Genomic DNA, 474 nt, shown 5'->3' with positions numbered 1-474 from the left:
GGTGGTGATGCTGTTGGTTTCGATATTGGCGACGGCTGCCTTTACGGTCTATCGGGAATCGGTCCGCTCGGCCAACCTGCGTGCAGCGCATGCCGCGCTGCTGGAAAATGCGCGCTTTATGGAGCAGTTCTACACGAAAAAGGGCAGCTTTAAGCTGACGTCGACGAAGTGGCCGGAACTGCCGGTGAAGGAGGCGGGCGGTTTCTGTATCAGGATGAGCGGCCAGGCTAAGGGTATCCTGGAGGGTAAGTTTACCTTGAAGGCGGTGGCGCTGGACAGGGAGGCGGAGCCGAGGGTGCTGCGCTTGAATGAGTCGCTGACGGCGGTGGTGTGCGGGAAGATGAAGGGGAAGGGCAGTTGTACGGACGGTGAGGAGATATTTAGGGGCAATGATGCGGAGTGTAAGCCTTTTATGGGGTAGAAATCTGATCGAAAGGGAGGAAGCGGATAAAGAAAAAGGACGTGCACAGGCAC

General features: G+C 57.2%; 1 protein-coding gene. It reads left to right on the top strand.

Annotated features, from left to right (window positions below; translation table 11 throughout):
* The first annotated feature begins 7 nt into the window (after positions 1 to 7).
* Positions 8 to 421: a type IV pilin protein gene (locus HMPREF3022_RS02445; RefSeq protein WP_065425644.1), complete on the top strand. Its 414-nt coding sequence runs from the start codon at positions 8 to 10 to the stop codon at positions 419 to 421.
* Positions 422 to 474 lie beyond the last annotated feature (53 nt).

The organism is Neisseria sp. HMSC065C04 (assembly GCF_001815375.1).
Lineage (GTDB): Bacteria > Pseudomonadota > Gammaproteobacteria > Burkholderiales > Neisseriaceae > Neisseria > Neisseria flavescens_D.
This window is presented reverse-complemented; position numbering and strand designations above follow the sequence as displayed.